This is a genomic window from Celeribacter sp. (genome assembly GCF_048266405.1).
Lineage (GTDB): Bacteria > Pseudomonadota > Alphaproteobacteria > Rhodobacterales > Rhodobacteraceae > Celeribacter.
The window spans coordinates 1-5,653 of sequence record NZ_JBLWZO010000040.1 but is presented as its reverse complement, the minus strand read 5'-3'; the positions used below and the strand labels follow the sequence as shown (position 1 = coordinate 5,653).

Here is a 5,653-nt window from a genome sequence, read left to right as displayed (position 1 = left end):
CCCCGTTAACCACGTGCGGCCCCGGACCAAGTCCAGGGCCACACATCTTCAAGTTAAGTCCGGCGGTGACCTACTCTCCCACACCCTCACGAGTGCAGTACCATCGGCGCAATGGGCCTTAGCTTCCGGGTTCGGTATGGGACCGGGCGTTTCCCCCACGCTATGACCGCCGTAACAATCACGAAGCACACAAACCACAGATGATCCGGCACTAACGTCCTGCAAAAAACTTCTTCAGGTTCGAGGTTGTTGTCTCGTAACCGCATAGTGAACGCGAACAGCAAAAAATGAATTTTGTCGACACACCATCTTATAGTGTGTTGTAAGTCATCGGCCTATTAGTACAGGTCAGCTACACAAGTCTTTGGTCCTTGCTTCCACATCCTGCCTATCAACCCAGTAATCTAGCTGGGGGCCTCACCCACACAAGGTGGATGGAAATCTCATCTCGAAGCAGGCTTCCCGCTTAGATGCTTTCAGCGGTTATCCCTTCCAAACGTAGCTAATCAGCGATGCACTTGGCAGTACAACTGACACACCAGAGGTTCGTCCGTCCCGGTCCTCTCGTACTAAGGACAGCCCTTCTCAAATTTCCAACGCGCGCAGCGGATAGGGACCGAACTGTCTCACGACGTTCTAAACCCAGCTCGCGTACCGCTTTAATGGGCGAACAGCCCAACCCTTGGGACCTACTCCAGCCCCAGGATGCGACGAGCCGACATCGAGGTGCCAAACCATGCCGTCGATATGGACTCTTGGGCAAGATCAGCCTGTTATCCCCGAGGTACCTTTTATCCGTTGAGCGACGGCCCTTCCACGAGGTGCCGCCGGATCACTAGTCCCGACTTTCGTCCCTGCTCGAGCTGTCACTCTCACAGTCAAGCTCCCTTGTGCACTTACACTCAACACCTGATTGCCAACCAGGCTGAGGGAACCTTTGGGCGCCTCCGTTACATTTTAGGAGGCAACCGCCCCAGTTAAACTACCCATCAGGCACTGTCCCTGAACCAGATCATGGTCCGAAGTTAGGTGACCGGTACAGCCAGAGTGGTATTTCAACGATGACTCCACCCGAACTAGCGTCCGAGCTTCACAGTCTCCCACCTATCCTACACAAGCTGCACCGAACACCAATACCAAACTATAGTAAAGGTCTCGGGGTCTTTCCGTCCTGCTGCGCGTAACGAGCATCTTTACTCGTACTGCAATTTCGCCGAGTTCATGGTTGAGACAGCGGGGAAGTCGTTACTCCATTCGTGCAGGTCGGAACTTACCCGACAAGGAATTTCGCTACCTTAGGATGGTTATAGTTACCACCGCCGTTTACTGGGGCTTAAATTCTCAGCTTCGCACACAAGTGTGCTAACCGGTCCTCTTAACCTTCCAGCACCGGGCAGGAGTCAGTCCGTATACATCGTCTTGCGACTTCGCACGGACCTGTGTTTTTAGTAAACAGTCGCTTCCCCCTGGTCTCTGCGGCCCACACCCGCCTCCAAGGAGTCAATCCTCTTCACGGGGCAGGCCCCCCTTCTTCCGAAGTTACGGGGGCATTTTGCCGAGTTCCTTAACCATGATTCTCTCGATCGCCTTAGTATTCTCTACCTGATCACCTGTGTCGGTTTAGGGTACGGGCGGACTGGGACCTCGCGCCGATGCTTTTCTAGGCAGCATAGGATCACCGAATCACCCCACAAACGGGGCGCCTATCAGGTCTCAGAAACAATGAACAGCGGATTTGCCTACCGTTCTTCCTACACCCTTGGACCAGGTCAATTCCATTGCCTGGCTCGGCTACCTTCCTGCGTCACACCTGTTAATACGCTGACCTCACAACATCGGTTCCCACCACATCACACAGCCAACAACCCGAAGGTCGCAACAGCCATGATCCATCATGGTTAGCATCCATCGCTCAGTATGGGCGGTCCTTCGCCGGTACGGGAATATCAACCCGTTATCCATCGACTACGCCTGTCGGCCTCGCCTTAGGTCCCGACTAACCCAGGGCAGATTAGCTTGACCCTGGAACCCTTGATCATTCGGCGGACGGGTTTCTCACCCGTCATTCGCTACTCATGCCTGCATTCTCACTCGTGTGGCCTCCACCGCTGGTTTACACCGCGACTTCACCGTCCACACGACGCTCCCCTACCCATCCAAACACCCAACCCGAAGGCCAGGTAAATATTTGAATGACGCAACTTCGGCGGTGTGCTTGAGCCCCGCTACATTATCGGCGCGGAATCACTTGACCAGTGAGCTATTACGCACTCTTTCAAGGGTGGCTGCTTCTAAGCCAACCTCCTGGTTGTCACAGCAACTCCACATCCTTTCCCACTTAGCACACGCTTAGGGGCCTTAGTTGGCGTTCTGGGCTGTTTCCCTCTCGACTATGAAGCTTATCCCCCACAGTCTCACTGCTGCGCTCTCACTTACCGGCATTCGGAGTTTGGCTAAGGTCAGTAACCTTGTAGGGCCCATCGCCTATCCAGTAGCTCTACCTCCAGCAAGAAACACGCAACGCTGCACCTAAATGCATTTCGGGGAGAACCAGCTATCACGAAGTTTGATTGGCCTTTCACCCCTACCCACAGCTCATCCCCTCCATTTTCAACTGAAGTGGGTTCGGTCCTCCACGCGCTCTTACACACGCTTCAACCTGGCCATGGGTAGATCACTTCGCTTCGGGTCTAGATCACGCCACTAACTCGCCCTATTCAGACTCGCTTTCGCTACGGCTTCCCCCCACGGGTTAACCTCGCGACGTAACACTAACTCGCAGGCTCATTCTTCAAAAGGCACGCCATCACCACACACAAGGCATGGCTCTAACGGATTGTAAGCGCACGGTTTCAGGTACTATTTCACTCCCCTCCCGGGGTACTTTTCACCATTCCCTCACGGTACTGATTCACTATCGGTCATCAAGTAGTATTCAGGCTTACCAGGTGGTCCTGGCAGATTCACACAAGGTTTCACGGGCCCCGTGCTACTCGGGTATCCACACAAAGAACGGCAGACACGCATTACACCTACGGGACTATCACCCTCTCTGGTCCGGCATTCCAACCGATTCACCTATACGCCTGCACCTCATCCCACCAGCGTAGATAGAACTGGTACATGTGGACCCCACAACCCCGATGATGCAACGCCTATCCGCTATCACACACCAACCGGTTTAGCCCCATCCGCGTTCGCTCGCCACTACTAACGGAATCACTATTGTTTTCTCTTCCTGCGGGTACTGAGATGTTTCACTTCCCCGCGTTCCCTCCACACAGCCTATACATTCAGCTGCAGGTCACACCACATAACATGGTGCGGGGTTTCCCCATTCGGAAATCCTGGTCTCAACGTCCGGTTATCGACTCCACCAGGCTTATCGCAGATTCCCACGTCCTTCATCGGCTCTTGATGCCAAGGCATCCACCGTGCGCCCTTAAAAACTTCAACACAAAACAAAGTTCTCAAAATTGAGCTATAAAACAATCAACAAAATCACTACAAACAAGACTCAAACACCACACACACCCAGGACAGGCACATGCAACTCATCTTGTCTGCAAGATGCTCGCGTTCACTATACAGTTCCCAAACAACAACCCCGCACCCCCACACAACACCCCCAACCAGCCAAAAGACCAGCCACCAGGACACCATGCAGCAGACACAGGACAAACACCGAAACACCAAGCACCCAACCACCCCACCCCACAAGGAGCAAGACAGCCAGGAGGCTTGTTGCCTCAAAACCCAACAGTGCACCAAACATACCCATTCGCATCACACACCATGCGCGCCCTTCCAACACCACCAACCCCCAAAGGAGCCGGCACTGCGTACTAAACCACACACACCACACAACACAAACCATGCCAACACCCGAACCCCCGAAAACACCACCACCATGGCAGCCCTTCCGAAAACCCGTTTCCCGATGTTGAGTTCATTGACATTCCACCCTTGAGCAACCCACCCGAACCACACTCGGGTCCAGACATGGGCACCAAAAAAATGGTTAGCTCCTTAGAAAGGAGGTGATCCAGCCGCACCTTCCGGTACGGCTACCTTGTTACGACTTAGTCCCAATCGCCAGTCCCACCTTCGACGACTCCCCCCACACAAGGTGGTTAGGCCATCGGCTTCGGGTGTTACCAACTTTCGTGACTTGACGGGCGGTGTGTACAAGGCCCGGGAACGTATTCACCGCAGCGTTGCTGATCTGCGATTACTAGCGACTCCGACTTCATGGGGTCGAGTTGCAGACCCCAATCCGAACTGAGACCGGCTTTTAGGGATTAGCTCCACCTCACAGTATCGCAACCCATTGTACCGGCCATTGTAGCATGCGTGAAGCCCAAGACATAAGGGGCATGATGATTTGACGTCATCCCCACCTTCCTCCGAGTTGACCCCGGCAGTCTCCCATGAGTCCCCGGCATAACCCGCTGGCAACATGGAACGAGGGTTGCGCTCGTTGCGGGACTTAACCCAACATCTCACGACACGAGCTGACGACAACCATGCACCACCTGTGAACCAGCCCCGAAGGGAAACCCCATCTCTGAGGCGGTCTGGAACATGTCAAGCCTTGGTAAGGTTCTTCGCGTTGCATCGAATTAATCCGCATGCTCCGCCGCTTGTGCGGGCCCCCGTCAATTCCTTTGAGTTTTAGCCTTGCGGCCGTACTCCCCAGGCGGGGCACTTAATGCGTTAGCTACGGCGCGGAAAACGTGGAATGTCCCCCACACCTAGTGCCCAACGTTTACGGCATGGACTACCAGGGTATCTAATCCTGTTCGCTCCCCATGCTTTCGCTCCTCAGCGTCAGTAAATGCCCAGAGACCTGCCTTCGCCATCGGTGTTCCTCCTGATATCTGCGCATTTCACCGCTACACCAGGAATTCCAGTCTCCCCTACATCACTCTAGTCTGCCCGTACCCACCGCAGATCCGAGGTTGAGCCTCGGACTTTCACGGCAGACGCGACAAACCGCCTACGAGCTCTTTACGCCCAATAAATCCGGATAACGCTTGCGCCCTACGTATTACCGCGGCTGCTGGCACGTAGTTAGCCGGCGCTTCTTCTGCAGGTACCGTCACTCTCGCTTCTTCCCTACTGAAAGAGGTTTACAACCCGAAGGCCGTCATCCCTCACGCGGCGTCGCTGCATCAGGCTTGCGCCCATTGTGCAATATTCCCCACTGCTGCCTCCCGTAGGAGTCTGGGCCGTGTCTCAGTCCCAGTGTGGCCGGTCACCCTCTCAGGCCGGCTACCCGTCGTCGCCTTGGTGAGCCATTACCTCACCAACAAGCTGATAGGCCGCGAGTCCATCCCCAACCGATAAATCTTTCCACCACAAGACATGCGTCCCATGGTCATATCCGGTATTAGACCCAGTTTCCCGGGCTTATCCCAGAGTCAGGGGCAGGTTACTCACGTGTTACTCACCCGTTCGCCACTAATCCACCCAGCAAGCTGGGCTTCATCGTTCGACTTGCATGTGTTAAGCACGCCGCCAGCGTTCATCCTGAGCCAGGATCAAACTCTCCATAAAAAACAAAAAGCCACCACAACCCCACCGGAAAAAGACGGGGCCACACGTGATGTATAAATCCTGGCGAATAAAAACACTTAGAACAACACACGGG

Annotated in this window: 3 rRNA genes; all 3 read right to left on the bottom strand. The window is 54.6% G+C overall.

Features of this window, described 5'->3' with window-relative positions:
* Nucleotides 1–57: 57 nt before the first annotated feature.
* Nucleotides 58–174: ribosomal RNA gene (gene rrf / locus ACN0TS_RS19030) — 5S ribosomal RNA — on the bottom strand.
* A gap of 143 nt (nucleotides 175–317) precedes the next feature.
* A 23S ribosomal RNA gene (locus ACN0TS_RS19025) occupies nucleotides 318–3,456 on the bottom strand.
* Nucleotides 3,457–4,033: 577 nt separating this feature from the next.
* A 16S ribosomal RNA gene (locus ACN0TS_RS19020) occupies nucleotides 4,034–5,559 on the bottom strand.
* The 16S, 23S and 5S rRNA genes sit together here, the layout of an rRNA operon.
* Nucleotides 5,560–5,653: the final 94 nt, after the last annotated feature.